This is a genomic window from Klebsiella africana, from assembly GCF_020526085.1.
Classification (GTDB): Bacteria; Pseudomonadota; Gammaproteobacteria; order Enterobacterales; family Enterobacteriaceae; genus Klebsiella; species Klebsiella africana.
This window is the reverse complement of sequence record NZ_CP084874.1, coordinates 3631795-3657016: the sequence shown is the minus strand read 5'-3', so window position 1 is coordinate 3657016 and position 25222 is coordinate 3631795. Positions and strand designations below refer to the sequence as shown.

Genomic DNA, 25222 nt, shown 5'->3' with positions numbered 1-25222 from the left:
TTCGCAAGGATAGCGATGAAAATACAACGGAAGTCCCTGTTTTTGTTCTGGGCGTGGATGGATCTCTTTTTCGTCCTGCAATTTTTATGGTGGAATATTTCCCACCGCCGCCTCCCTTTCTACGACGACCTGCTGGCTTATCTCCAGCTGTTACATACCTGGGGCTCCGCGGCGGTCTGGCTCTATCCGCTGAATGTTCTGCTGATTATCAGCATCCCGCTGTCGATGATCCTCTTTTTTCGTCAGAGCCGCTATGCGCTGTGGCTGGCCTGGGCGCAGGCGCCGCTCAGGCTGGTGTTTATGCAGCCTTCGCTGTCGCTGGGGCTGTGGCTGATTCAGGCTGCTGGCGTCAGGCATGTAGCGATCCTGGCCGGTTTTCTGCTGCTCTCTGAAGGGCTGAAAATCGCCAGCCTCTGGTACTGCAGAGGCGGGATTCAGGGCATAAAGCGATAGCCAATGCCGGTTTCGGTCAGCAAATGCTGCGGCCGTGCCGGATCGGCCTCCAGCTTTTGTCGCAGATGACCCATGTAGATCCGCAGATAGTGACTGTGCTCCACGGCATTAGGCCCCCATACCTGATTCAGCAGCTGACGCTGGGTAAGCACTTTGCCGGGATTATTCAATAGCGCCGCCAGCAGGCGAAACTCGATGGGCGTCAGGTGGATCTCTTCGCTGCCGCGCAGAATACGGCGTGCGGGGATATTGACCTCCAGGTCGGCAAAACGCACCACCGGCTCGTCGGCCTGCGCCGCGCCGTGGCGACGCAGCGCGACACGCAGGCGGGCCTGCAGCTCGCCGATACCAAAGGGTTTACTTAAGTAGTCGTCGGCGCCGGCATCCAGGGCGGCAATTTTGTCATGCTCTTCGCTACGCGCTGACAGGACGATGATCGGCATCTTGCTCCACTGACGCAGGTCGCGAATAAAATCAATGCCGTCACCATCCGGCAGGCCCAGATCGAGGATCGCGAGGTCTGGCTTACGGGTAGCAGCTTCGATCAGCCCACGCTGCAGGGTTTCTGCTTCAAATACGCGCATGCCGTCAGCTTCCAGCGCGGTGCGCAGAAAGCGACGGATAGCGTGTTCGTCTTCGATAATCAGAACGTTGATCACAATTCCTCAGGTAACTCTTCCAGTTCAGGGGGCGCTTCTCGCGGCAGTGTAACACGGAAAGAGGCGCCGCCCTCGGGCCGGTTACTGGCGGAGATGGTCCCGCCGTGGACATCGACGATGGCCTGACAGATGGCAAGGCCCAGCCCGACGCCAGGGATCGCCGACTCTTTATTGCCGCGGGCGAATTTATCAAAGATAGCCTGTTCCTGGCCCGCCGGGATCCCCGGACCACTATCCCAGACTTCCAGCGACAGCTGTTTGGCGTCCGCCTCGGCGCGGATGCCGATCTCCGCCCGGGCGCCGGCATACTTATGGGCATTTTCCAGCAGGTTGATCAGCACCCGCTCGAACAGCGGCCCATCGACATGCACCAGCTGGAGGGGATCGGGTAAATCCAGCTGAATGTGCTGGCCACCAAGGCTCGGTTCGAGCATGCGCAGCGCGCTGCCGACCACTTCCTCCAGCGTCAGCCACTCCTTATGCAGATTAAAGCCGCCGGACTGTATCCGCGCCATATCCAACAGGTTGTTCACCAGCCGGGTGGTGTTGAGCACATGCTGGCGAATTTCGTTGGCCTGCGGAGCATGTTTTGAACCTTCGCTGGCCAGGTCGAGGGTCAGGATTTCCGCCTGGCCAAACAGCACGGTTAGCGGGGTTCGCAGATCGTGTGACAGCGCAGCGAGCAGCGAGTTCCGCAGACTTTCACGCTCGCTGGTCAGCCGGGCCTGCTCTTCGCTGGCGGTCAGGGTGAGGCGCTCCAGGGCGCTGGCCACCAGCAGGGTGAAGGTTTCCAGCAGCCGCTGCTGCTCTGGGATCATCAGCTGGCGCAAATTCTCCGGTTCCACCACCAATAGCCCCCAGGTGCGGGCGGCGCTCTTCAGGGGCAAGATCTGATAGGGCACGCCGGGCAGGGTATCGGTGCCGGCGCCGGCAGGTTGGCCCTTATCAAAGCTCCAGCGGGCGATAGCATCATCCCACGGGGTCAGCCCTGGCTGGTGGGTTAAGGGCAGCAGTTTTCCCTGGGCGTCCGGCAGCAGCAGCTGGCTGCGGGCCTGAAAGGTGGAGGCGATAAACCGCTCGCTGGTGGTGGCGATATCCTGCTGGCTACGACCCACCGCCAGCGCTTTAGACATCTCATACAGATGACGGGTACGGCGTTCACGGTAGCGCGCCACCCGCGCCTGGTAGCGCACGCCGGCGGTGAGGTTACCAATAAGCAGGCCCACGGTGAGCATCACGCCGAAGGTGAGCAGATACTGGACATCCGACACCGCCAGCGTCCCGCGCGGAGCGACAAAAAAGAGATCGAAGCTAATAACGTTGATCACCGTCGCCAGCACCGACGGCCAGCGACCATAGACCAGGGCGATGATCACCACCCCCAGCAGATAGAGCATCACCAGGTTGGCGGCTTCGAAAGCCATCAACCACTGCATGGCCACCAGGGTAATGATGGCGCACAGCGCCACCGCCACCGCGCAGCCCTGCAGCTGCAGTCGCCATTTTTCCAGCGCCGTACGGCTGTCGTTGGCCCGCGCAGGGAGGGGGGACGGTTTTTCATCGAGGGCGATCACCACCAGATCGAGGTCCGGCGCATGGCGAGCCAGACGGTCGGCGAAGCCGCTGCGATCCCACCAGCGGCGTTTGCGCTGGCGGCCGATGACGATTTTGCCGAGGTTATGTTCGCGGGCGTAATGGAGGACCGCTTTCTCTTCCGACGGGTCGGAGAGGGTGGCGGTTTCGGCGCCCAGCTCCTGGGCCAGACGCAGCGCGGCGAGAATAGCCCGCCGCCGGGCTTCCGGCAGCCGGTGCAGGGAAGGGGTCTCGACATACACTGCATGCCAGACGCTGCCCAGGCGGGCGGCGAGCCGGGCGGCGGCGCGCACCAGCTTTTCGCTGCCGGTGTTGTGCCCGATACAGAGCAGGATCGCATCGCGGGTGTGCCAGACTTTCTCCTGGCCCTGGCGGTCGCGCCAGGCGCGCATTTGCTCATCGACGCGGTCGGCGGTGCGGCGCAGAGCCAGCTCGCGCAGCGCAATCAGGTTGCCCTTGCGGAAAAAGTTTTCGATAGCGCGCTCAGCCTGGCCGCCGATGTAGACTTTGCCCTCATTGAGCCGCTGGCGCAGATCGTCAGGGGGGAGATCCACCAACACCACGTCGTCCGCGGCGTCAAAGAAGGGATCGGGGACGGTCTCCCGCACCTGCACGCCGGTGATCCCGCTGACGACGTCATTCAGGCTTTCCAGATGCTGGACGTTAACGGTAGTGAAAACATCTATTCCGGCCTCCAGCAGTTCATCCACATCCTGCCAGCGCTTTGGATGGCGAGAGCCGGGCGCATTGCTGTGCGCCAGCTCATCCACCAGAATCAGCGCCGGACGGCGGGCGAGGGCGGCGTCGAGATCGAACTCATAGACGTACCGCCCGCGATGGGCAAGCCGCCGCGGCGGCAGGGTGCTCAGGCCCTGCAGCATCGCGGCGGTCTCTTTTCGGCCGTGGGTCTCCGCCACACCAATCAGAATATCCAGCCCCTGGGCGCGCAGCCGCTGCGCTTCCGCCAGCATCGCCCAGGTTTTCCCCACCCCGGCGCAGGCGCCAAAGAACACTTTCAGTTTGCCGCGATGCGGGGCGGCGGTGTGCTGCAGCAGGCGGTCAGGGTCCGGGCGCAGCGGCTCGTCACTCATTTACTTATCCTTCAGGGCATCCAGCGCCATATTGAGTTGCAGTATATTCACCACCGGCTGACCAAGGAAGCTTAGCAGCGGGATTTGTGTGGCCTGATTCACCAACTGGGTTACCTGCTCAACGCTCAGCTGGCGCGCTTTAGCCACCCGGGGGACCTGCCACAGCGCGGCGGCCGGAGTCAGGTTGTTATCGAGACCGCTCGCCGAGGTGGTGACCAGCTCGACCGGCACCTGCGGGTCGGCGTCCGGGTTGGCGGCGCGCAGCGCCTGTACGCGCTCGCTCACCGCTTTATCCAGCGCCGGGTTGCTGGCGGCAAGATTGCTGCCGCCTGAGGCCATAGGATTATCCGCCGTCTCAGCGGTGGCCGACGGGCGGCCCTGGAAATAGCCTGCGGCAGTAAAGTTCTGACCAATCAGCGCCGAGCCGCGCACTTCACCGTTCAGGCGGATCAGCGAGCCGTTGGCCTGCGGGTTAAACCACCATTGCCCCAGGCTGGTGGTAAGCAGAGGATAGACGCCGCCGGTGAGCAGCGTTAACAGAATAAATAGCACAAGTGCTGGACGAATTAATGACATAGTGATTTCCTCACACCAGACCGCTCAGGGTCAGCAGTAGGTCGATGGCTTTAATACCGATAAAGGGCACCAGCAGACCGCCGAGGCCGTAGATCCACAGGTTGCGGCGTAGCATCGCCGAGGCGGAGAGCGGGCGATAGCTGACGCCTTTCAGGGCCAGCGGGATCAGGAAGACGATGATCAGCGCGTTGAAGATAACGGCGCTGAGGATCGCCGACGAGGGCGAATGCAGGCCCATCACGTTCAGCATGGCCAGCTGGGGATAAACTGCGGCAAATGCTGCCGGAATAATGGCAAAATATTTCGCCACGTCGTTGGCAATACTGAAGGTGGTCAGCGAGCCGCGCGTCATTAACATCTGTTTGCCGATATGGACCACCTCAATCAGCTTGGTAGGGTTGGAATCCAGATCGACCATGTTGCCCGCTTCTTTCGCTGCCTGGGTGCCAGAGTTCATGGCCACCGCCACGTCGGCCTGAGCCAGCGCGGGCGCGTCGTTGGTGCCGTCGCCGGTCATCGCCACCAGCCGACCTTCCGACTGATACTGGCGGATCAAGGCCAGCTTGGCTTCCGGCGTCGCTTCGGCGAGGAAATCATCGACGCCGGCCTCGGCGGCGATCGCCGCGGCGGTCAGGCGGTTATCGCCGGTGATCATCACCGTTTTGATACCCATTTTGCGCAGCTGAGCGAAACGTTCTTTGATACCGCCTTTGACGATATCTTTGAGCGCAATAATCCCCAGCACCTTTTCCCCTTCGGCGACCACCAGCGGTGTGGCCCCCTGGCGGGCGACCTCTTCCACCTGCTTATCGACATCGGCAGGGAAGTGGCCGCCGTTGGCCTCCACGTGGCGGCGAATGGCGTCCACCGACCCTTTGCGGATCATGCGTTGATCGATATTGATGCCGCTCATCCGCGTTTGCGCGGTAAAGGGGACAAAGGTGGCGTGCAGCGACTGCAGATCGCGTTCGCGCAGGTTAAAGCGCTGTTTCGCCAGCACCACGATGCTGCGCCCCTCAGGGGTTTCATCCGCCAGCGAGGAGAGCTGGGCGGCGTCGGCGAGGGTTCGCTCTTCCACGCCGCGCGCCGGCAGGAAGGCGGAGGCCTGGCGATTGCCGAGGGTAATGGTCCCGGTTTTATCCAGCAGCAGGACATCGACGTCGCCAGCGGCTTCCACCGCGCGGCCACTGGTGGCGATCACGTTGGCGCCGAGCATACGGCTCATTCCGGCGACACCAATGGCCGACAGCAGCCCGCCGATGGTGGTCGGGATCAGGCACACCAGCAGGGCGACCAGCACGGTGACGCTGACCGCATTGCCGCTCCACGCCGAGAACGGCCAGATGGTGGCGGTGGCCAGCAGGAACACCAGCGTCAGGGCGATCAGCAGGATCGTCAGGGCGATCTCGTTCGGCGTTTTACGGCGCTGAGCGCCTTCCACCATGGCGATCATCCGGTCGAGGAAGGTTTCTCCCGGGTTGACGCTGCAACGGATCACCAGCCAGTCGGAGAGAATGCGCGTCCCGCCGGTCACCGAGGCGAAATCGCCACCGGATTCGCGGATCACCGGGGCAGATTCGCCGGTGATGGCGCTTTCGTCCACCGAGGCGCCGCCTTCGATGACTTCGCCATCGCAGGGGATAATATCCCCGGCTTCCACCAGCACCACGTCGCCTTTGCGCAGGTCTTCCGCCGGCACGTGGTCGACCGTCGCGTCATGCTGCGGGGCGCGCAGTTTGCGGGCGAAGGCCGTTTTTTTCACCCCTTTCAGGCTGTTGGCCTGAGCTTTGCTGCGGCCTTCCGCCATCGCTTCGGCAAAGTTGGCGAACAACACGGTAAACCACAGCCAGATACTGACGGCGGCAGTAAAGGTGGCGCTACCGGTCAGGGCGCCGCCAGCCATCGCGATCGCCAGCAGGGTGGTTAACAGGCTGCCAACCCAGACGATAAACATCACCGGATTGCGCCACTGCACCATCGGGCTGAGTTTTTTCACGGCATCCAGCAGCGCCTGGCGCACCAGCGTCGGCTCCAGCAGGGCTAATTGTTTGCGACTCATAACAGGGTGCTCCGCATCGCTCAAAGTAAGGAAAAGTGTTCAGCCAGCGGGCCAAGCGCCAGCGCAGGAATAAAGGTCAGGGCGCCCACCAGCAGCACGGTGCCGATCAGCAAACCGATAAACAGGGCATCGTGAGTGGCCAGAGTACCGGGGCTGGCAGGCTGTATTTTCTTCGCCACCAGCGAGCCGGCGATAGCCATTACCGGAATGATGACGGCGAAGCGGCCGACCAGCATGCAGAACGCCAGCAGCAGGTTCCAGAACGGTGTCGCCGCACCCAGGCCAGCGAAGGCGCTGCCATTGTTATTGGCCGCCGAGGTGACGGCGTACAGCACTTCGCTAAAGCCGTGCGGCCCGGGGTTAAACATCCCGGCGCGACCGGCGTCGGTCATCATCGCCAGCGCCGTGCCAAGCAGCACCAGCGTCGGGGTGACCAGAATGGCGAGGGCGATCATTTTCATTTCCCGGACATCGATTTTCTTCCCGAGATACTCCGGGGTGCGGCCGACCATCAGCCCGGCGATAAATACCGCCAGCATAACGAACAGCAGCATGCCGTACAGGCCCGAGCCGACGCCGCCGAATACCACTTCGCCAATCTGCATCAGCCACATCGGTACCATGCCGCCCAGCGCGGTGAAGGAGTCATGCATGGCGTTGACCGCGCCGCAGGAGGCGGCAGTGGTGATCACCGCGAACAGACTGCTGGCGAGAATACCGAAGCGGCTCTCTTTACCTTCCATATTCAGGCTACTGTCGGCGCCCAGCGTCAGCAGATGCGGGTTGCCGCGGGTTTCCGCCCACATCACCACGGCGACGCAGAGGATAAAGATCAGCGTCATTGCCCACAGGATGGCGCGTCCCTGACGTCGATCGCTCACCACCTCGCCGAAGGCGAAGCACAGCGCCGCCGGGATCAGGAAGATCGCCAGCATCTGCACGAGATTGGTCAGCGCGGTTGGGTTTTCAAACGGGTGAGCGGAGTTGGCGTTAAAGAAACCGCCGCCGTTGGTGCCCAGCAGCTTAATCGCTTCCTGCGAGGCGACAGGCCCCATCGGCAACAGCTGGTGCGCCCCCTCGAGGGTGGTCAGGGGTTGGTAGGCCAGCAGATTCTGCGGCACACCCTGCTGAATAAAGAACAGGGCCACCAGCAGGGAGAGCGGCAGCAGCAGCCACAGGGTAATACGCGTCAGGTCGACCCAGGCATTGCCAAGGGTCGACATTTTCTGCCGGGCAAAGGCGCGGGTCAGGGCGAAGACCACGGCGATCCCGGTGGCGGCGGAGAGGAAATTTTGCACCGTCAGGCCGACCATCTGGCTGAGATAGCTCATGGTGCTTTCGCCGGCGTAAGCCTGCCAGTTGGTATTGCTGACAAAGCTGACCGCCGTGTTGAGCGCCAGATCCCATGATAACCCTGGCAGATGCTGCGGGTTAAACGGCAGCACGCCTTGGAGCATCAGCAGGGCAAACAGCGCCAGACCACCAAGGGCGTTAAACAGCAGGATCGCCAGCAAATATTGCAGCCACCCCATTTCCTCGGCGCGGATCCCGGCCACCCGCCACAGGACGCGCTCGATGCCGGCCAGGCCGGGAAGCGGGATATCGTTCACCATTCTCGCCAGACACGCCCCCAGCGGGCGCGCCAGCACCAGCAATACCAGCAGGTAGCTGGCTAATAATAAAAATCCCTGGGCGGCCATCAGAATGCCTCCGCATGTATCAAGGCATAAACCAGATAAGCCAGTAACAGGAACACCAGCCCAACGCCAGTGAGTACGCCTGCAGTCACAATCCACCTCCGGGTGTCTTTTTGATTTACCAGGAGAATAGAAATTACGGCGCAAAGATTTCGCAAAAATCGGCGGGCGCGGTGTAAAAAAAGTATAAAAATGACAAAGGCACAAATTAACTGATGGTTAGTATTAATTTAACTTTTTTGTAACTAATTTACGTGATGAATGTAAATTAAGTATAACTACGTGTTTTTTAGTGGTCGGATGAGTAGTAAAATTACAACCAACGCGGTACTATTTTGCTCAGACAAACATGTTAATTTTACCGGCGCTGCTTGCCGGCCTGATAAAGGGGAGAGAAATGATGGCGTTGTACAAAGCTTATCCTGCTCATATTATTTTGCTGCGTCGTGCTTTCGCCGTCGTGGCTGGCGTCGTGGCGCTGCCGGTGATGCTGTTCTGGAAAGATCGCGCCCGCTACTACAGCTGGCTGCACCGGGTGTGGTCGAAAACCAGCGAGCAGCCGGTATGGATGGCGCAGGCGGAAAAAGCCGCTCACGATTTCTATTAATCGTCCTGCTACGAAGAAAATAAGAAAACCGCCGGGTTGCCCCCGGCGGTTTTTTTTCGTCGCTTGTCTACACTCGTTTTCATGCGCCGCAACGGAATTGGCAGGTGCTTATTTTGCCGGAGCGCGCTATTTTTGCCGGCTTAGATCATGAGATGAGTATTGCTGACGGATAATGAGGAGTGATATGGCCACCCATCTGGTCTGGTTACGCACGGATTTACGTATTCACGATAACCTGGCGCTGGCCGCCGCCTGCCGCGATCCGCAGGCGCAGGTGCTGGCGCTGTATATCGCCACCCCAGGGCAGTGGCGCGAGCATCACCTGGCGCCACGGCAGGCTGCGTTTATCGCCAGCCATTTACAGAGTCTGCATGCCGCGCTGGCGGAACGGGGCATACCGCTGTGGGTAGAAGAGGCGGACGATTTTACCGCCAGCGTCGAGCGGCTGGCCCATTTCTGCCAGCAGCATCAGGTCAGTCACCTGTTCTACAACTATCAGTACGAATTCAATGAACGCCAGCGCGATGCCGCCGTAGAGAACACCTTGCGCGAGGTGATTTGCCAGGGCTTTGACGACAGCGTACTGTTGCCGCCCGGCAGCGTACTGACCGGTGGCGGCGAAATGTATAAAGTCTTCACCCCGTTTAAGAATGCGTTTATTCGCCGTCTGCGGGACGGGCTGCCGGCGTGCGTGGCAGCCCCGAAGCCGCGCCAGGCGCCTGCCCGCCAGGCGCCGTCGGTGCCGGAGCTTAACTACCCGCAAACGCCGTTCGATGGGCTGCTGTTCGCCGCGGATGAAAAAACGGCGCTGGCGCGACTGCGGGCGTTTTGTCAGCAAGCGGCGGCGGATTATGAGGAGCAGCGCGACTTCCCGGCCGTGGAAGGGACCAGTCGCCTGTCGCCCTGCCTGGCCATCGGCGTGCTGTCGCCACGCCAGTGCCTGCATCGTCTGCTGGCGGAGCACCCGAATGCGCTGGACGGCGGGGCCGGCGCCACCTGGCTTAATGAGCTGATCTGGCGCGAGTTTTACCGCCATCTGATGGTTTACTATCCGAAACTCTGTAAAGGACGCCCGTTTATCGCATGGACCGATAAGGTCGCCTGGCGTGAAGATGAGGCCGTCCTGCAGGCCTGGCAGCGCGGGGAGACCGGCTTTCCGATTGTCGATGCCGCGATGCGCCAGCTTAACGCCACCGGCTGGATGCATAACCGGCTGCGTATGATTGTCGCCAGTTTCCTGACGAAGGATCTGCGCCTCGACTGGCGGGCAGGGGAGCGTTATTTCATGAGCCAACTGATTGATGGCGACCTGGCGGCGAACAACGGTGGCTGGCAGTGGGCAGCCTCGACCGGCACCGACGCCGCGCCCTATTTCCGCATATTTAATCCCACCACCCAGGGCGAGAAGTTTGATAAGCAGGGGGTGTTTATGCGTCGCTGGCTGCCTGAGCTGGCAAAGGTGCCGGAGAAGGCGCTGCATCAGCCGTGGGTGTGGGCGGATAAACAAGGGATCAAACTGGATTATCCGCGCCCGATGGTCGATCACAAACAGGCGCGGCAGGAGACGCTGGCGGCCTGGGAGGCCGCCAGAAAAGGGATTACTCCACCGCCAGACGGCGGGTCCTGACCTTCAGCGAGTGATACAGCCAGATGACCAGCACCACGCCGACACAGGCCAGCGCGCCCCAGGTGATCTGGCTGAAGACCTTGATGTAGGCGTCAATGGAGTAGTTCACCGCCCCGGCAGCGTCGAATGACGCCTGCGAGGTCTGGTCGGCGATGACGCCGGCCAGATAGTTGGCGATGGCTCCGGAGAGCAGCATATAGATACCGGTCAGCACCCCGGTGACCCCCGGGATCTCAATGCGGGTGATTTGCGACATCGCGACCGGGTCGATAAACAGTTCGGCAAAGCCCATCACCGCCAGACCCAGCACCATCAGCGGCATAGACGACTGACCATAGGCCGCCGACCAGCGGGCGCTGAGGGTCAAAATGCAGAACCCGGCGCTCATCAGGCCCAGGCCGAGGGCAAATTTTCCCCAGATGCGTACGGTGCGATTGCCACCGATGCTCTCTTTCACCAGCCACGCCAACACCATTCCGCAGAGCATCACCGCGAAGGCGTTGACCGACTGGAACATAGCGGTAGGGACTTCGTAGCTCATGATGTGGCGATTAACGAAGCGGTCAATATACAGACTGATGGAGCTACCGCCCTGCTGGGCGAAGGCCCAGAACAGCAGGCTAAACGCGGTAAGGACGACGATCAGGCGCAGATCCTTGCGCTGTTTATCGGTCTCGGCGCGCAGGTAGATCCGCGCCAGCACCGCCAGGCCGATAACGGTGGCCACGATCAGGGCATACACCGACCACTCCTGCCAGAACAGTACCGCAATCAGCAGCGGGGCGGTAACCAGCAGCACCAGCAGCCAGCCCCAGTTCGGTAGCAGAACGTGGCGCGCGCACAGCGCCTGGCGGTTGACGCCGGCGGTATGCCGGAAGTGACGGTTGCCGCAGAGGAAAATCACCAGCCCCGCGACCATGCCGATAGCCGCCAGGGCAAAGCCCATCGCCCAGCTATACTCCTCCTGTACATAGCCGCAGGCAATCGGCGCGATAATCGAGCCGATATTGCCCGCCGCATACATCAGCGAGAAGCCGCCATCGCGACGCGGATCGGCAGGTTCGTAGAGTTCGCCCAGCAGACAGCTGACGTTGGATTTAAACAACCCGTAGCCGCAGACGATGATCGCCAGCGACAGGTACAGGAAAACCGGGGCGGTTTCGCTGGCCCCGAGCACCAGATGGCCAATAGCCATCAGCAGGGCGCCGAGCATGACAGCCATCCGGTTGCCTAACAGCTTATCGGCCAGATAGCCGCCGAGGATCGGCGTCACATAGACCAGTGAGCAGTAGGCGCTGAACAGAGCATAGGCGTGGTTATCGTCATATTTAAGCTGATTGGTGAGATAGAGGATCAGCAGAGCGCGCATGCCGTAGAAGCTAAAATACTCCCAGATCTGCAGCGCCACGACGTAGTAAATCGCCCGCGGCTGCGATGATGTTGTCTGCATATGAAGTGTGTTTCCTGACGTAAAGCGAAAGTCGATCGTTCTGCATGAATAGCGATTTATCAGTCATATTCATGGTTTGAGGGGCTTTCTGATTATTTAATATGCTTTATTAGTGCATAAATATACACGAATGCGCGGCGGGATGAATAGGCAAATTGCGGGATTCGCTAAAAAGTCATGGTCAGTGACGGCAGCGGACTATCGACGACCCGAATGGATATGGTTATGTTATGCCTTTGTATACCCTGATTATCTGCTGGAGTGGCGATGAAAAATAGCGAACTGGAACAACTGATTAACGACAAGCTCAATAGTGCGGCCATCAGTGACTTCGCCCCTAACGGCCTGCAGGTGGAAGGACGCGACACGGTGCACAAGATCGTCACCGGGGTGACGGCCAGCCAGGCGCTGCTGGATGAGGCCGTCCGGCTGCAGGCGGATGCGGTAATTGTTCATCACGGTTATTTCTGGAAAAACGAATCGCCAGTGATCCGCGGCATGAAGCGCCGTCGCCTGAAAACCCTGCTGGCCAACGATATCAATCTCTACGGCTGGCACCTGCCATTGGATGCCCACCCGGAGCTGGGCAACAACGCGCAGCTGGCGCATCTGCTGGGGATTAACGTGCTGGGTGAAATCGAACCGCTGGTGCCGTGGGGCGAACTGTCGATGCCGGTTTCCGGCCTCGAACTGGCCTCGTGGATCGAAGCCCGGCTGGGGCGTAAGCCGCTGTGGTGCGGCGATACCGGGCCGGAGACCGTCAGTCGCGTCGCCTGGTGTACCGGCGGCGGCCAGAGCTTTATCGACGCCGCGGCGCGCTTTGGGGTGGATGCGTTTATCACCGGCGAGGTGTCGGAACAAACTATTCATTCTGCCCGCGAACAGGGGCTGCATTTTTATGCTGCCGGCCACCACGCTACCGAGCGGGGCGGCATTCGCGCCCTCAGCGAATGGCTGACGGAAACGACCGACCTGGATGTTACCTTTATTGATATTCCTAACCCTGCCTGACGGGAGAGAGAAAAGTGCAGCGAGCGCGTTGTTATCTGTTAGGAGAAACGGCCGTCGTGCTGGAGCTGGAGCCGCCGGTCACGCTCGAGAGCCAGCAACGGATCTGGGGGTTAGCCCAGCGTCTGGCTCACCACGACGAGGTGGTTGATGCCATTCCGGGCATGAACAATATCACCGTGGTGCTCCGCCGCCCGCAGGAGATGGCGTGGGAGGCGATAGACCGTCTGCAGCGCTGGTGGGAGGAGAGTCTTGCGCTGGAGCCGGAGTCGAGGTCATTAACCATCCCGGTCGTGTACGGCGGCGAGGCCGGGCCGGATCTCGGGGTGGTGGCGCAGCACAGCGGCCTGAGTGAAAAACAGGTTGTGGAGCTGCATGCCTCGGTGGAATACCTGGTCTGGTTTATTGGTTTTCAGCCGGGATTCCCCTATCTGGGGGGCCTGCCGACGGCGCTGGCGACTCCGCGTCGCGCCGAACCGCGCGTGCGGGTCCCGGCCGGCTCGGTAGGCATCGGTGGCGCGCAAACTGGCATTTATCCGCTGGCGACGCCCGGCGGCTGGCAGCTGCTGGGGCGGACCGCGCTGACGCTGTTTGACCCGGCGCGTAAGGAGCCTGCGCTGCTGCGCGTGGGCGATAAAATTCGCTTTGTGCCGCAAAAGGAGGGGGTATGTTGACCCTGATCCGCGCCGGTCTGTACACCTCGGTACAGGACGGTGGACGAGAAGGCCTGCGCCAGTCCGGCATTAGCCGCTGTGGCGCTCTGGATTATCCCTCGCTGGTGATTGCCAATCTGCTGGTTGGCAACGAGGCGAACGCCGCCGGGCTGGAGATTACCCTCGGCCAGGTGGAGATCGAGTTTGCCCGCAGCGGTTGGTTCGCGCTGACTGGCGCTGCCTGCGAAGCGACGCTGGACGGCAAAGCGGTCTGGGTGGGCTGGCGTACCGCCTACCGGGCCGGGCAGCGTCTGGTGTTGAAAACACCGCAGCATGGGATTCGCAGCTATCTGGCGGTGGCAGGTGGGATTGCGGTCCCGGTGGTACTTGGCTCGCGCTGCACGGATCTCAAGGCGGGGATTGGCGGTCTGGAGGGACGCCGTCTGCAGGATGGCGACCAGCTGAAGCTCGGAAAAGCCGCCCGGCGTTTCACCACCTCGCGCGGCGTCAAGCAGTTGCCGCTGGACAATCGCATTCGCGCGCTGCCGGGCCCGGAGTATCACGAGTTTGACACGGCCTCGCAGGCGTCGTTCTGGCGCTCTCCCTGGCAGCTCAGTCCGCAGAGTAATCGCATGGGCTACCGCCTGAAGGGGCAGCCGCTCAAGCGCACTACCGACCGGGAAATGCTCTCCCATGGCCTGCTGCCCGGCGTGGTACAGGTGCCGCATAACGGCCAGCCGATTGTGTTAATGAACGATGCGCAGACCACCGGCGGCTATCCGCGTATCGCCTGCATTATTGAGGCTGATATGTACCAGCTGGCGCAGATCCCGCTGGGGCAGCCGATCCACTTCGTCGCCTGCTCGCTGGAAGACGCGCTGAAAGCGCGCGCCGACCAGCAGCGTTACCTTGAACAACTGGCCTGGAGACTCCACGATGATGATTGATCTCAATGCCGATCTCGGGGAAGGCGGGGCGAACGATAGCGCGCTGCTCCAGCTGGTCTCGTCGGCAAATATCGCCTGCGGCTTTCACGCCGGCGATGCCCGGCTGATGGTGCAGAGTGTACGCGAGGCGCTGAAGTACGGCGTGGCGGTCGGTGCCCATCCAGGGTATCCCGACCGGGAAAATTTTGGCCGCACGGCGATGGATTTGCCGCTGGAAACGGTCTATGCCCAGACGCTGTATCAGATTGGTGCCCTGGCGGCGATCGTTCAGGCGCAGGGCGGCAAGCTGCAGCACGTGAAGCCGCACGGTATGCTATACAACCAGGCGGCCAAATCGCCGCCGCTGGCGGACGCGATCGCCCGCGCGATCCGGGATGTTAACCCGCAGCTGGTGCTGGTGGGGTTGGCGGGCAGCGAACTGATCCGCGCCGGGCAGCACTATGGTCTGACGACGCGGCAGGAGGTGTTTGCCGATCGCGGCTACCTGGCCGACGGCAGCCTGGTGCCGCGCAGCCAACCCGGTGCACTGATTGACAGCGAAGAGCAGGCCCTGGCGCAAACCCTCGAGATGGTGCAACACCATCGGGTGCGTAGCGTCAGCGGCGAATGGGCGAACGTGGTGGCGCAGACGGTGTGTCTGCACGGCGATGGCCCTCACGCGCTGGATTTTGCCCGCCGTCTGCGGGCGGCATTTGCCGGGCGCCATATTCAGGTCAGCGCTCAGCTGGACGCAGAAATATGACAATCTGACTGACCGCGAAGGAGAGGACGATGGCGGGAGTACTGATAACCGGGTTTGAACCCTTTGACGGCGAGACGGTGAACCCTTCCTGGGAAGTGGTGCAGCAACTGGACGGGACGATGATTGCCGGGCAGACGGTGATCGCCCGCCAGCTTCCCTGTGTGTTTGGCGAGGCGCTGTCGGTGCTCTATACGGCGATAGACGCGCTGCAGCCGAGGCTGGTTATCGCCGTGGGGCAGGCCGGCGGTCGCGTCGATATCAGCCTCGAACGTGTGGCTATCAATGTCGATGATGCGCGCATTCCCGATAATAAAGGCCAGCAGCCTATCGACACGCCGATCGTCGCCGGGGGACCGACGGGGTGGTTCAGCACCTTGCCGATCAAAGCGATCGTCAGCGCGCTGCGCGATCGCGGGATCCCGGCTTCGGTCTCCCAAACCGCCGGCACCTTCGTCTGCAATCACGTGATGTATGGTTTGCTACATAAGCTGCAGGAGCAGGCTGGCGTCAGGGGCGGGTTTATCCATATTCCATGGCTACCGGCGCAGGCTGTGGCCCATCCCGGCGAGCCGAGTATGGCGACCGCCACCGTGCGGGAGGCGCTGGAGACGGCCATTGCCGTAGCCCTGCATCAGTCGGTGGATAGTAAACTGGGCGGCGGCGCCACCCACTAACAAAAGGATGACAGTATGCCGGAAGGTCCGGAGATCCGCCGCGCGGCGGATACACTGGAGGCAGCAATCAAAGACGACCCCTTAACCGACGTCTGGTTCGCCTTTCCCCAGTTGCAACCCTATCAAACCGAGCTGATTGGTCAACGGGTTACCCATATCGACACCCGGGGCAAAGCCCTGCTGACCCGCTTCTCCGGCGGGTTGACCCTGTATAGTCATAACCAGCTATATGGCGTCTGGCGCGTGGTAGACATCGGGGAACAACCCCTCTCTAACCGCGTGCTGCGGGTCAGGCTGCAGACGGCGAGGAAAGCGATTTTGCTCTACAGCGCGTCGGATATCGAAATACTTACAGCAGAGCAGGTTGCCCATCACCCGTTTTTACAGCGCGTCGGGCCGGATGTGCTGGATATGACGTTAACCGCAGAGGAGGTGAAAGCGCGACTGCTGTCGGCCAAATTCCGCCATCGTCAGTTCGCCGGGTTGCTACTCGATCAGGCTTTCCTGGCCGGGCTTGGAAACTATCTGCGGGTGGAAATTCTCTGGCAGGTGGGATTAAGCGGGAAGCGTAAAGCTACTGAACTGAGCGACAGTCAGCTGGATGCGCTGGCCCACGCGCTGCTCGATATCCCGCGGCTTTCTTATCGCACCCGCGGCCAGCCCGATAACAACAAGCACCACGGCGCGCTGTTTCGCTTTAAGGTATTCCATCGCGATGGGGAAAAGTGCGAACGCTGCGGGGGCGTGATTGAGAAGACAATGCTCTCCTCGCGGCCGTTTTACTGGTGCCCGCACTGCCAGCATTAAGCCGGCAGCCAGGCCGTGTCAGCGCCAGGCCTTATTGTCAGGTATAAAAAAACGCGCCAACAGGCGCGTTTTTATCATCCGGACGGCAAGATTAACGCTTAATGTCGGACTGGTAATCGCGTTTGGCGTAGCCAGTGTACAGCTGACGCGGACGGGCGATCTTCATGCCATCGCTGTGCATTTCGTTCCAGTGCGCAATCCAGCCCACAGTACGTGCCATCGCGAAGATAACGGTAAACATGGAGGACGGAATACCCATTGCTTTCAGGATAATACCCGAGTAGAAGTCGACGTTCGGGTAGAGTTTTTTCTCGATAAAGTACGGGTCGTTCAGCGCGATATGCTCCAGCTCCATGGCCACCTGCAGCAGGTCGTCTTTGGTGCCCAGCTCTTTCAGCACTTCATGGCAGGTTTCACGCATCACGGTGGCACGCGGGTCGTAGTTTTTGTAAACACGATGACCGAAGCCCATCAGGCGGAAAGAGTCATTCTTGTCTTTCGCACGACGAACAAATTCCGGAATGTGTTCGACAGAGCTGATCTCTTCCAGCATTTTCAGCGCCGCTTCGTTGGCGCCGCCGTGTGCCGGTCCCCACAGGGAGGCGATACCCGCAGCGATACAGGCGAACGGGTTAGCGCCGGAGGAGCCCGCGGTACGGACCGTCGAGGTCGACGCGTTCTGCTCGTGATCGGCGTGCAGGATCAAAATACGGTCCATGGCGCGCTCGAGCACCGGATTGACTTCATACTCTTCGCACGGTGTTGCAAACATCATGCGCAGGAAGTTGCCGGCGTAGGAGAGGTCGTTGCGCGGATAAACAAACGGCTGACCGATAGAATACTTGTAACACATGGCTGCCATGGTTGGCATTTTGGACAGCAGACGGTAGGCGGCAATCTCGCGGTGACGCGGGTTGTTCACGTCGAGGGAGTCATGATAGAACGCCGCCAGGGCGCCAGTGATCCCGCACATAACGGCCATTGGGTGAGAATCGCGACGGAACGCATGGAACAGACGGGTGATCTGCTCATGAATCATGGTGTGACGGGTGACGGTGGTTTTAAATTCGTCATATTCGGCCTGGGTCGGTTTTTCACCGTACAGCAGAATATAACAAACTTCGAGATAGTTAGATTCGGTCGCTAACTGGTCGATCGGGAAACCGCGGTGCAGCAAGATCCCCTCGTCACCATCGATAAACGTAATTTTAGATTCACAAGAAGCCGTTGAAGTGAAACCTGGGTCAAAAGTAAATACGCCTTTTGAACCAAGACTACGAATATCAATAACATCCTGACCGAGCGTGCCTTTTAGCACATCCAGTTCAATAGCAGTGTCACCACCCAGGGTGATTTTTGCTTTAGCATCAGACATTTATGGTCTCCTTAGCGCCTTTATTGCTTAAGACTGCCGGGTGGTGGATTTGCTTTCGGCCCGCGCCTGCATACGTTACCAGTTTGTTATGTTGCACACAGCTCTGCGTCAGCGAAAAGGGCAGGGTACAGAGCAACGGCGCTTGATGGCACGTCCTTCAGGGCTGCGGTGAAACAACAGCAAATCAGCGTTTTAGCAGTCCGAATATTAAAACCTATATACCACTAATAACTGTCCTGATTACATCGGTCAATACTGACACACTGTTACATAACTTATTCTCAGGTGAAAGAGTGACCCCATAACTTTTGAGCATTATTGCATTTAACTGGTAATGGTTGTAACAAAAATGTTTAATATTTGTCAAATCAGGTGATTAAAAATTAAAAAAATGTTGTTATCGTGACCTTGATCACTGTTCCGGAGAAAACCCAACAAACTATATGTAGGTTAATTGTAATGATTTTGTGAACGGCCTATACTGCGGCCAGGTCTCCGGAACACCCTGCAATCCCGAGCCACCCAGCGTTGTTTAGTGATGTTTTAATGCCTGAAAAGACGTTTTAACATGACTTCTGGTTATAGAAAGGACGCTGTCTGACCCGCAAGCAGACCGGAGGAAGGAAACAATAAGAACAGCATGTGGGCGTTATTCATGGTAAGAAATGTGAAAAAACAAAGACCTGTCAATCTGGATCTACAAACGATACGGTTCCCAATCACGGCGATAGCGTCCATTCTCCATCGCGTTTCCGGTGTCATCACCTTCGTGGCGGTCGGAATTCTGCTTTGGCTGCTGGGCACCAGCCTTTCCTCCCCTGAAGGTTTTCTGACGGCGGCCTCCATCATGGATAGCTTCTTTGTGAAGTTCATCATGTGGGGCATTCTCACCGCGCTGGCCTATCACGTCGTTGTCGGTATCCGCCATCTGATGATGGACTTTGGCTATCTGGACGAAACCCTCGAAGCAGGGAAACGTTCCGCCAAAATCTCTTTTGTTATTACTGTCGTGCTTTCACTTCTCGCAGGAGTCCTCGTATGGTAAGCAACGCCTCAGCACTGGGACGCAACGGCGTACATGACTTTATTCTGGTCCGTGCTACCGCCATCGTTCTGACCCTCTACATCATCTACATGGTTGGCTTCTTCGCCACCACCGGTGAAATCTCATGGGAAGTGTGGACCGGATTCTTTGCCTCCGGCTTCACTAAAGTCTTCACTCTGCTGGCTCTCGTTTCCATTCTCATCCATGCCTGGATCGGGATGTGGCAGGTGTTAACGGACTACGTTAAACCACTGGCTCTGCGCCTGGTTCTGCAACTGGCTATCGTTGTGGCGCTGGTGGCTTACGTTCTTTATGGATTTGTTGTGGTGTGGGGTGTGTAATGAAATTGCCAGTCAGAGAGTTTGATGCTGTTGTCATCGGTGCCGGCGGCGCAGGTATGCGCGCGGCGCTACAAATTTCCCAGAGCGGACAGACCTGTGCACTGCTCTCCAAAGTGTTCCCTACCCGTTCCCATACCGTATCCGCGCAGGGTGGTATCACCGTCGCGCTCGGTAACTCCCATGAAGATAACTGGGAATGGCATATGTACGACACCGTAAAAGGGTCGGACTATATCGGCGACCAGGACGCCATTGAATACATGTGTAAGACCGGCCCGGAAGCGATTCTTGAGCTGGAACATATGGGCCTGCCGTTCTCCCGTCTTGACGACGGCCGTATTTATCAGCGCCCGTTCGGCGGCCAGTCGAAAAACTTCGGCGGCGAGCAGGCGGCGCGTACCGCGGCTGCGGCTGACCGTACCGGCCACGCCCTGCTGCACACCCTGTATCAACAGAACCTGAAAAACCACACCACTATCTTCTCCGAATGGTATGCCCTCGATCTGGTGAAAAACCAGGACGGCGCGGTGGTCGGTTGTACCGCCCTGTGCATCGAGACCGGTGAAGTGGTCTACTTTAAAGCCCGCGCCACCGTGCTGGCGACCGGCGGCGCAGGCCGTATTTATCAGTCCACCACCAACGCCCACATCAACACCGGTGACGGCGTCGGGATGGCCATCCGCGCCGGCGTTCCGGTGCAGGATATGGAAATGTGGCAGTTCCACCCGACCGGCATCGCCGGGGCAGGGGTGCTGGTCACCGAAGGTTGCCGCGGGGAAGGCGGTTACCTGCTGAACAAACACGGCGAGCGCTTTATGGAGCGTTATGCCCCGAACGCCAAAGACCTGGCGGGTCGTGACGTGGTGGCGCGTTCCATCATGATCGAAATTCGCGAAGGCCGCGGCTGCGATGGTCCGTGGGGCCCGCATGCGAAACTGAAACTGGATCACCTGGGTAAAGAGGTTCTGGAATCTCGTCTGCCAGGTATCCTTGAGCTGTCCCGTACCTTTGCTCACGTCGATCCGGTGAAAGAGCCGATCCCGGTTATCCCAACCTGCCACTACATGATGGGCGGTATCCCGACCAAAGTCACCGGTCAGGCGCTGACCGTGAATGAGAAGGGCGAAGACGTGGTGATCCCGGGCCTGTTCGCGGTAGGCGAAATTGCTTGCGTATCGGTCCACGGCGCCAACCGTCTGGGCGGCAACTCGCTGCTTGACCTGGTGGTCTTTGGCCGTGCGGCCGGTCTGCACCTGCAGGAGTCCATCGCCGAGCAGGGTACGCTGCGCGACGCCAGCGAATCCGATATCGAAGGCTCGCTGGACCGCCTCAACCGCTGGAACAACACCCGCTCCGGTGAAGACCCGGTGGAAATCCGCAAAGCGCTGCAGGAATGTATGCAGCACAACTTCTCGGTGTTCCGCGAAGGCGATGCGATGCACAAAGGTCTGGAGCAACTGAAAGTGATCCGCGAGCGTCTGAAAAACGCGCGTCTCGACGATACTTCCAGCGAGTTCAATACCCAGCGCGTTGAGTGCCTGGAGCTGGACAACCTGATGGAAACCGCCTACGCGACCGCCGTGTCCGCTAACTTCCGTACTGAAAGCCGTGGCGCCCATAGCCGCTTCGACTTCCCGGATCGTGATGATGAAAACTGGCTGTGCCATTCCCTGTACCTGCCAGAGTCGGAATCCATGACGCGTCGTAGCGTCAACATGGAACCGAAACTGCGTCCGGCATTCCCGCCGAAGATTCGTACTTACTAATGCGGAGACAGGAAAATGAAACTCGAGTTTTCAATTTATCGCTATAACCCGGATGTTGACGACGCTCCGCACATGCAGGATTACACCCTCGAAGCGGAAGAAGGTCGCGACATGATGCTGCTGGATGCGCTGATCCAGCTGAAAGAAAAAGATCCGTCGCTGTCGTTCCGCCGCTCCTGCCGTGAAGGGGTTTGTGGTTCCGATGGCCTGAACATGAACGGGAAAAACGGTCTGGCGTGCATCACGCCGATCTCCGCGCTGAATCAGCCGGGCAAGAAGATTGTTATCCGTCCGCTGCCAGGATTACCGGTTATCCGTGATTTGGTGGTGGACATGGGGCAATTCTATGCACAATATGAGAAGATTAAGCCTTACTTATTGAATAATGGGCAAAATCCTCCGGCTCGCGAGCATCTGCAGATGCCTGAGCAGCGTGAGAAGCTCGATGGTCTGTACGAGTGTATTCTGTGCGCCTGCTGTTCGACCTCGTGCCCGTCGTTCTGGTGGAACCCGGACAAATTCATTGGCCCGGCTGGCCTGCTGGCCGCGTATCGCTTCCTGATCGACAGTCGCGATACTGAAACCAACGAGCGCCTGGAAGGCCTGAGCGATGCTTTCAGCGTATTCCGCTGTCACAGCATTATGAACTGCGTCAGTGTGTGTCCTAAAGGGCTTAACCCGACGCGCGCCATCGGCCATATTAAGTCGATGCTGCTGCAGCGCAGCGCGTAAGCAACACGGTCTGTCCCGGATGGCGCTTGCGCTTATCCGGGCTACCAAAGCAGTAACCCCGGTAGCGTTTGTGCCACCGGGAAATGAATACCCTAAATAATTCGAGTTACAGGAAGGCGGCGACGCAGCGAATCCCCAGGAGCTTACTCAAGTAAGTGACTGGGGTGAGTGAGGAAAGCCAACGCACATGTAACTTGAAGTATGAAGGGGATAGCAGGAAATCTTTAAAAACCGCCACAAGATGTACCAGTAATCGAGGCGTTCAGTGCAAGGTAAGGCGGCAACTGAGCGCATCCCCGGGAGCATAGTGAACTATGTGACCGGGTTAAGCGAAGGCAGCCAACGCAACCGCAGCCTGAACGCCGAAGATTAATGGCAGTTTTTAAAGGTTCCTTAGCGGATAGAAACCACAACTCGTCCGCAACAAGTGAACCCCGGCACGTACACTCGGTGTGCGTGGTAGTTTCTACGGCGAAATAAGCATATGAATGCTTAAGGGATCACGATGCAGAACGGCGCAATGAAAGCCTGGCTGGACTCTTCTTACCTCTCTGGTTCGAACCAGAGCTGGATAGAACAGCTCTATGAAGACTTCTTAACCGATCCTGACTCTGTTGACGCCAACTGGCGTTCAATGTTCCAGCAGTTACCTGGCACCGGAGTTAAACCGGATCAATTTCATTCCAAAACGCGTGATTATTTCCGTCGACTGGCGAAGGATGCCTCACGTTACACTTCTTCGATTTCCGACCCAGATACCAATGTGAAGCAGGTTAAAGTCCTGCAGCTCATCAACGCATACCGTTTCCGTGGTCACCAGCATGCGAATCTCGATCCGCTGGGACTGTGGAAGCAAGAGAGAGTGGCGGATCTCGATCCGGCCTACCACGATCTGACCGAGGCCGATTTCCAGGAAAGCTATAACGTAGGTTCATTTGCCATCGGTAAAGACACGATGAAGCTGGGCGACCTGATTGCCGCCCTCAAGCAAACCTACTGCGGCTCCATCGGCGCGGAATATATGCATATCACCTCTACCGAAGAAAAACGCTGGATCCAGCAGCGCATTGAATCGGTAGCCGGCAAAGCGAACTTTACCGCGGAAGAGAAAAAACGCTTCCTCAGCGAACTGACCGCTGCGGAAGGCCTGGAGCGTTACCTCGGCGCCAAATTCCCGGGCGCGAAGCGCTTCTCGCTGGAGGGTGGCGACGCCCTGATCCCGATGCTCAAAGAGATGATCCGCCATGCGGGCAAGAGCGGCACCCGCGAAGTGGTGCTGGGTATGGCGCACCGCGGCCGCCTCAACGTGCTGGTCAACGTACTGGGTAAAAAACCGCAGGACCTGTTCGACGAGTTCGCTGGCAAACATAAAGAGCACCTTGGCACCGGCGACGTGAAGTACCACATGGGCTTCTCTTCCGATATCGAAACCGAAGGCGGTCTGGTGCACCTGGCGCTGGCGTTTAACCCGTCGCACCTCGAGATCGTCAGCCCGGTGGTTATCGGTTCCGTACGCGCCCGTCTGGATCGTCTGGACGAGCCGAGCAGCAACAAAGTTCTGCCGATCACTATCCACGGCGACGCCGCCGTCACCGGCCAGGGCGTGGTTCAGGAAACCCTGAACATGTCGAAAGCCCGCGGCTACGAAGTGGGCGGTACCGTGCGTATCGTTATCAACAACCAGGTGGGCTTTACTACTTCTAACCCGCTGGATGCGCGTTCTACGCCATACTGCACCGACATCGGTAAAATGGTGCAGGCGCCGATTTTCCACGTTAATGCGGATGACCCGGAAGCCGTTGCTTTCGTCACCCGTCTGGCGCTGGATTTCCGCAATACTTTCAAACGCGATGTCTTCATCGATCTGGTGTGCTACCGCCGTCACGGCCATAACGAAGCCGATGAGCCGAGCGCAACCCAGCCGCTGATGTACCAGAAGATCAAAAAGCATCCGACTCCGCGCAAAATCTATGCTGACAAGCTGGAGCAGGACAACGTCGCGACCCTGGAAGACGCGACCGAGCAGGTGAACCTCTACCGCGATGCGCTGGATGCCGGCGAATGTGTGGTGAAAGAGTGGCGTCCGATGAACATGCACTCCTTTACCTGGTCTCCGTACCTCAACCACGAGTGGGACGAGAGCTATCCGGATAAAGTGGAGCCGAAGCGTCTGCAGGAGCTGGCCAAACGCATCAGCACGGTACCGGAAGGTATCGAAATGCAGTCCCGCGTGGCGAAAATTTACGCCGACCGCCAGGCGATGGCGGCAGGTGAGAAGCTGTTTGACTGGGGCGGCGCCGAAAACCTGGCCTACGCCACGCTGGTTGACGAAGGTATTCCGGTGCGTCTGTCCGGCGAAGACTCCGGCCGCGGTACCTTCTTCCACCGTCATGCGGTGATCCATAACCAGACCAATGGTTCAACCTACACGCCGCTGCAGCATGTCCATAACGGTCAGGGCCAGTTCCGCGTTTGGGACTCTGTGCTGTCCGAAGAGGCCGTGCTGGCGTTCGAATATGGTTACGCCACCGCTGAGCCGCGCACTCTGACCATCTGGGAAGCACAGTTTGGTGACTTCGCCAACGGCGCACAGGTGGTGATCGACCAGTTCATCTCCTCTGGTGAGCAGAAGTGGGGCCGGATGTGCGGCCTGGTGATGCTCCTGCCGCACGGTTATGAAGGCCAGGGGCCGGAGCACTCCTCCGCGCGTCTGGAACGCTATCTGCAGCTGTGCGCTGAACAAAACATGCAGGTTTGCGTGCCGTCCACCCCGGCGCAGGTTTACCACATGCTGCGTCGCCAGGCGCTGCGCGGTATGCGCCGTCCGCTGGTGGTGATGTCGCCGAAGTCGCTGCTGCGTCATCCGCTGGCGGTCTCCAGCATGGATGAGCTGGCGAACGGCACTTTCCTGCCGGCCATCGGTGAAATCGATCAACTTGATCCGCAGGCTGTGAAGCGCGTTGTGCTGTGCTCTGGTAAGGTTTACTACGACCTGCTGGAACAGCGCCGCAAAAACGAGCAAAAAGATGTCGCTATCGTTCGTATTGAGCAGCTCTATCCGTTCCCGCACCAGGCGGTGCAGGAAGCGCTGAAAGCATATGCGCACGTGCATGATTTTGTCTGGTGCCAGGAAGAGCCGCTCAACCAGGGCGCATGGTACTGCAGCCAGCATCACTTCCGTGAAGTGATTCCGTTTGGGGCCTCTCTGCGTTACGCAGGCCGCCCGGCCTCCGCCTCTCCGGCGGTAGGGTATATGTCCGTTCACCAGAAACAGCAACAAGATCTGGTCAATGACGCGCTGAACGTCGATTAATTAAAGG

Annotated in this window: 23 protein-coding genes; 14 read left to right on the top strand and 9 right to left on the bottom strand. The window is 59.3% G+C overall.

Features of this window, described 5'->3' with window-relative positions:
- The first annotated feature begins 15 nt into the window (after nucleotides 1-15).
- On the top strand, nucleotides 16-453 hold the full coding sequence (locus LGL98_RS17720) for an arginine:ornithine antiporter (protein ID WP_136030831.1): 438 nt from the start codon (nucleotides 16-18) through the stop codon (nucleotides 451-453).
- On the opposite strand, the gene kdpE is transcribed toward LGL98_RS17720, so the two are convergent.
- Genes kdpE through kdpF form a run of 6 tightly spaced genes read right to left on the bottom strand, consistent with a single transcriptional unit; the run spans nucleotide 435 to nucleotide 8220 of the window.
- Nucleotides 435-1112: a two-component system response regulator KdpE gene (kdpE, locus tag LGL98_RS17715; protein WP_136030833.1), complete on the bottom strand. Its 678-nt coding sequence runs from the start codon at nucleotides 1110-1112 to the stop codon at nucleotides 435-437. The genes LGL98_RS17720 and kdpE overlap by 19 nt on opposite strands.
- The gene (kdpD, locus tag LGL98_RS17710; protein ID WP_136030834.1) at nucleotides 1109-3796 is read right to left on the bottom strand and encodes a two-component system sensor histidine kinase KdpD; all 2688 of its coding nucleotides are present in this window, start codon (nucleotides 3794-3796) and stop codon (nucleotides 1109-1111) included. Before kdpD ends, kdpE begins: the two co-directional genes overlap by 4 nt.
- Nucleotides 3797-4372, bottom strand: a complete 576-nt coding sequence (gene kdpC / locus LGL98_RS17705; RefSeq protein ID WP_136030836.1) for a potassium-transporting ATPase subunit KdpC — start codon at nucleotides 4370-4372, stop codon at nucleotides 3797-3799.
- Between the two features lie 10 nt (nucleotides 4373-4382).
- A complete protein-coding gene (kdpB, locus tag LGL98_RS17700; protein WP_048267668.1) occupies nucleotides 4383-6431 on the bottom strand; it encodes a potassium-transporting ATPase subunit KdpB in 2049 nt (682 codons plus the stop codon).
- Between the two features lie 20 nt (nucleotides 6432-6451).
- Nucleotides 6452-8131, bottom strand: a complete 1680-nt coding sequence (gene kdpA / locus LGL98_RS17695; RefSeq protein ID WP_136030838.1) for a potassium-transporting ATPase subunit KdpA — start codon at nucleotides 8129-8131, stop codon at nucleotides 6452-6454.
- Nucleotides 8131-8220, bottom strand: coding sequence for a K(+)-transporting ATPase subunit F (kdpF, locus tag LGL98_RS17690; protein WP_020323459.1), 90 nt, complete (start codon nucleotides 8218-8220; stop codon nucleotides 8131-8133). Before kdpF ends, kdpA begins: the two co-directional genes overlap by 1 nt.
- 305 nt (nucleotides 8221-8525) lie before the next feature.
- Between kdpF and LGL98_RS17685 the strand changes: the two genes are divergently transcribed.
- Together LGL98_RS17685 and phrB are read left to right on the top strand one after the other, a co-directional pair.
- Nucleotides 8526-8735, top strand: a complete 210-nt coding sequence (locus LGL98_RS17685) for a DUF2517 family protein (protein WP_025711824.1) — start codon at nucleotides 8526-8528, stop codon at nucleotides 8733-8735.
- Nucleotides 8736-8919: 184 nt separating this feature from the next.
- Complete coding sequence (gene phrB / locus LGL98_RS17680; protein WP_136030840.1) at nucleotides 8920-10362, top strand: deoxyribodipyrimidine photo-lyase; 1443 nt, start codon at nucleotides 8920-8922, stop codon at nucleotides 10360-10362.
- On the opposite strand, the gene dtpD is transcribed toward phrB, so the two are convergent.
- The gene (dtpD, locus tag LGL98_RS17675; protein WP_136030842.1) at nucleotides 10334-11812 is read right to left on the bottom strand and encodes a dipeptide permease DtpD; all 1479 of its coding nucleotides are present in this window, start codon (nucleotides 11810-11812) and stop codon (nucleotides 10334-10336) included. The two genes, phrB and dtpD, sit on opposite strands and share 29 nt — an antisense overlap.
- Nucleotides 11813-12079: 267 nt before the next feature.
- On the opposite strand from dtpD, the gene LGL98_RS17670 reads away from it, so the two are divergent.
- Genes LGL98_RS17670 through nei form a run of 6 tightly spaced genes read left to right on the top strand, consistent with a single transcriptional unit; the run spans nucleotide 12080 to nucleotide 16643 of the window.
- A complete protein-coding gene (locus LGL98_RS17670; protein ID WP_023288867.1) occupies nucleotides 12080-12823 on the top strand; it encodes a type 2 GTP cyclohydrolase I in 744 nt (247 codons plus the stop codon).
- A 14-nt stretch (nucleotides 12824-12837) separates the two neighbouring features.
- Nucleotides 12838-13494: a 5-oxoprolinase subunit PxpB gene (gene pxpB / locus LGL98_RS17665; protein WP_136030843.1), complete on the top strand. Its 657-nt coding sequence runs from the start codon at nucleotides 12838-12840 to the stop codon at nucleotides 13492-13494.
- Complete coding sequence (pxpC, locus tag LGL98_RS17660; RefSeq protein WP_136030846.1) at nucleotides 13488-14420, top strand: 5-oxoprolinase subunit PxpC; 933 nt, start codon at nucleotides 13488-13490, stop codon at nucleotides 14418-14420. Before pxpB ends, pxpC begins: the two co-directional genes overlap by 7 nt.
- On the top strand, nucleotides 14410-15162 hold the full coding sequence (pxpA, locus tag LGL98_RS17655) for a 5-oxoprolinase subunit PxpA (RefSeq protein WP_136030848.1): 753 nt from the start codon (nucleotides 14410-14412) through the stop codon (nucleotides 15160-15162). The genes pxpC and pxpA overlap by 11 nt, the downstream gene beginning before the upstream one ends.
- Nucleotides 15163-15191: 29 nt before the next feature.
- The gene (gene pcp / locus LGL98_RS17650; protein ID WP_136030850.1) at nucleotides 15192-15836 is read left to right on the top strand and encodes a pyroglutamyl-peptidase I; all 645 of its coding nucleotides are present in this window, start codon (nucleotides 15192-15194) and stop codon (nucleotides 15834-15836) included.
- Between the two features lie 15 nt (nucleotides 15837-15851).
- Nucleotides 15852-16643 carry an endonuclease VIII gene (gene nei / locus LGL98_RS17645; protein ID WP_136030852.1) on the top strand — a complete coding sequence of 264 codons (792 nt, stop codon included), beginning with the start codon at nucleotides 15852-15854 and terminating at the stop codon, nucleotides 16641-16643.
- 91 nt (nucleotides 16644-16734) lie between these two features.
- Here nei and gltA read toward each other — a convergent pair whose 3' ends face one another.
- Nucleotides 16735-18018 (bottom strand): citrate synthase, encoded by a 1284-nt coding sequence (gltA, locus tag LGL98_RS17640; protein ID WP_025711815.1) that lies wholly within the window; start codon nucleotides 18016-18018, stop codon nucleotides 16735-16737.
- A 214-nt stretch (nucleotides 18019-18232) separates the two neighbouring features.
- Nucleotides 18233-18334 (bottom strand): hypothetical protein, encoded by a 102-nt coding sequence (locus LGL98_RS26425; RefSeq protein ID WP_418133188.1) that lies wholly within the window; start codon nucleotides 18332-18334, stop codon nucleotides 18233-18235.
- Nucleotides 18335-18658: 324 nt separating this feature from the next.
- Here LGL98_RS26425 and sdhC point away from each other — a divergent pair, with 324 nt between their 5' ends.
- The 5 genes from sdhC (at nucleotide 18659) to sucA (ending at nucleotide 25215) form a co-directional block, all read left to right on the top strand.
- Nucleotides 18659-19063 carry a succinate dehydrogenase cytochrome b556 subunit gene (gene sdhC / locus LGL98_RS17635; RefSeq protein ID WP_004142216.1) on the top strand — a complete coding sequence of 135 codons (405 nt, stop codon included), beginning with the start codon at nucleotides 18659-18661 and terminating at the stop codon, nucleotides 19061-19063.
- Nucleotides 19057-19404: a succinate dehydrogenase membrane anchor subunit gene (sdhD, locus tag LGL98_RS17630; protein ID WP_002894949.1), complete on the top strand. Its 348-nt coding sequence runs from the start codon at nucleotides 19057-19059 to the stop codon at nucleotides 19402-19404. Before sdhC ends, sdhD begins: the two co-directional genes overlap by 7 nt.
- A complete protein-coding gene (gene sdhA, locus LGL98_RS17625; protein WP_136030854.1) occupies nucleotides 19404-21170 on the top strand; it encodes a succinate dehydrogenase flavoprotein subunit in 1767 nt (588 codons plus the stop codon). The genes sdhD and sdhA overlap by 1 nt, the downstream gene beginning before the upstream one ends.
- Nucleotides 21171-21185: 15 nt before the next feature.
- Nucleotides 21186-21902, top strand: coding sequence for a succinate dehydrogenase iron-sulfur subunit SdhB (gene sdhB, locus LGL98_RS17620; RefSeq protein WP_136030856.1), 717 nt, complete (start codon nucleotides 21186-21188; stop codon nucleotides 21900-21902).
- 505 nt (nucleotides 21903-22407) lie between these two features.
- The gene (gene sucA, locus LGL98_RS17615) at nucleotides 22408-25215 is read left to right on the top strand and encodes a 2-oxoglutarate dehydrogenase E1 component (RefSeq protein WP_136030858.1); all 2808 of its coding nucleotides are present in this window, start codon (nucleotides 22408-22410) and stop codon (nucleotides 25213-25215) included.
- The last annotated feature ends 7 nt before the right edge of the window (nucleotides 25216-25222 follow it).

What these genes read in the sequence shown, in the direction of transcription:
- gltA (WP_025711815.1), bottom strand. Translation starts at nt 18,018, where the DNA reads ATGTCTGATGCTAAAGCAAAAATCACCCTGGGTGGTGACACTGCTATT.
- kdpA (WP_136030838.1), bottom strand. Translation starts at nt 8,131, where the DNA reads ATGGCCGCCCAGGGATTTTTATTATTAGCCAGCTACCTGCTGGTATTG.
- LGL98_RS26425 (WP_418133188.1), bottom strand. Translation starts at nt 18,334, where the DNA reads ATGCTCAAAAGTTATGGGGTCACTCTTTCACCTGAGAATAAGTTATGT.
- dtpD (WP_136030842.1), bottom strand. Translation starts at nt 11,812, where the DNA reads ATGCAGACAACATCATCGCAGCCGCGGGCGATTTACTACGTCGTGGCG.
- LGL98_RS17685 (WP_025711824.1), top strand. Translation starts at nt 8,526, where the DNA reads ATGATGGCGTTGTACAAAGCTTATCCTGCTCATATTATTTTGCTGCGT.
- LGL98_RS17670 (WP_023288867.1), top strand. Translation starts at nt 12,080, where the DNA reads ATGAAAAATAGCGAACTGGAACAACTGATTAACGACAAGCTCAATAGT.
- pxpC (WP_136030846.1), top strand. Translation starts at nt 13,488, where the DNA reads ATGTTGACCCTGATCCGCGCCGGTCTGTACACCTCGGTACAGGACGGT.
- pcp (WP_136030850.1), top strand. Translation starts at nt 15,192, where the DNA reads ATGGCGGGAGTACTGATAACCGGGTTTGAACCCTTTGACGGCGAGACG.
- sdhB (WP_136030856.1), top strand. Translation starts at nt 21,186, where the DNA reads ATGAAACTCGAGTTTTCAATTTATCGCTATAACCCGGATGTTGACGAC.
- phrB (WP_136030840.1), top strand. Translation starts at nt 8,920, where the DNA reads ATGGCCACCCATCTGGTCTGGTTACGCACGGATTTACGTATTCACGAT.
- kdpD (WP_136030834.1), bottom strand. Translation starts at nt 3,796, where the DNA reads ATGAGTGACGAGCCGCTGCGCCCGGACCCTGACCGCCTGCTGCAGCAC.
- kdpC (WP_136030836.1), bottom strand. Translation starts at nt 4,372, where the DNA reads ATGTCATTAATTCGTCCAGCACTTGTGCTATTTATTCTGTTAACGCTG.
- sdhD (WP_002894949.1), top strand. Translation starts at nt 19,057, where the DNA reads ATGGTAAGCAACGCCTCAGCACTGGGACGCAACGGCGTACATGACTTT.
- kdpB (WP_048267668.1), bottom strand. Translation starts at nt 6,431, where the DNA reads ATGAGTCGCAAACAATTAGCCCTGCTGGAGCCGACGCTGGTGCGCCAG.
- nei (WP_136030852.1), top strand. Translation starts at nt 15,852, where the DNA reads ATGCCGGAAGGTCCGGAGATCCGCCGCGCGGCGGATACACTGGAGGCA.
- sdhA (WP_136030854.1), top strand. Translation starts at nt 19,404, where the DNA reads ATGAAATTGCCAGTCAGAGAGTTTGATGCTGTTGTCATCGGTGCCGGC.
- LGL98_RS17720 (WP_136030831.1), top strand. Translation starts at nt 16, where the DNA reads ATGAAAATACAACGGAAGTCCCTGTTTTTGTTCTGGGCGTGGATGGAT.
- sucA (WP_136030858.1), top strand. Translation starts at nt 22,408, where the DNA reads ATGCAGAACGGCGCAATGAAAGCCTGGCTGGACTCTTCTTACCTCTCT.
- pxpA (WP_136030848.1), top strand. Translation starts at nt 14,410, where the DNA reads ATGATGATTGATCTCAATGCCGATCTCGGGGAAGGCGGGGCGAACGAT.
- sdhC (WP_004142216.1), top strand. Translation starts at nt 18,659, where the DNA reads ATGTGGGCGTTATTCATGGTAAGAAATGTGAAAAAACAAAGACCTGTC.